Genomic DNA, 313 nt, shown 5'->3' on the forward strand with positions numbered 1-313 from the left:
CCCCCGACCCGGGCCCGCGCCGCACGCTGCGGATCCTGATGTGGCACGTGCACGGCTCCTGGACCACCGCCTTCCTCGCCGGCGGGCACACCTGCCTCCTCCCGGTGAGCCCCGACCGCGGCGCCGACGGCCGCGGGCGCGCCGAGACCTGGGACTGGCCCGACACCGCCGTGGAGGTCGCCCCGGAGACGCTGCGCGAGCAGCCAGTGGACCTCGTCGTCGCCCAGCGCCCGCACGAGCTCGACCTCGCCGAGCGGTGGCTCGGCCGCCGCCCCGGCCGCGACGTCCCGGCCGTGTACGTGGAGCACAACAC

At 78.0% G+C, this 313-nt stretch carries 1 pseudogene; it reads left to right on the forward strand.

The features are described from left to right. Nucleotides 1-26: 26 nt before the first annotated feature. Nucleotides 27-313, forward strand: a pseudogene (locus tag DEF28_RS27030) (glycosyltransferase family 1 protein); the annotation flags it as partial.

This window comes from Marinitenerispora sediminis, from assembly GCF_003336425.1.
Taxonomy (GTDB): domain Bacteria; phylum Actinomycetota; class Actinomycetes; order Streptosporangiales; family Streptosporangiaceae; genus Marinitenerispora; species Marinitenerispora sediminis.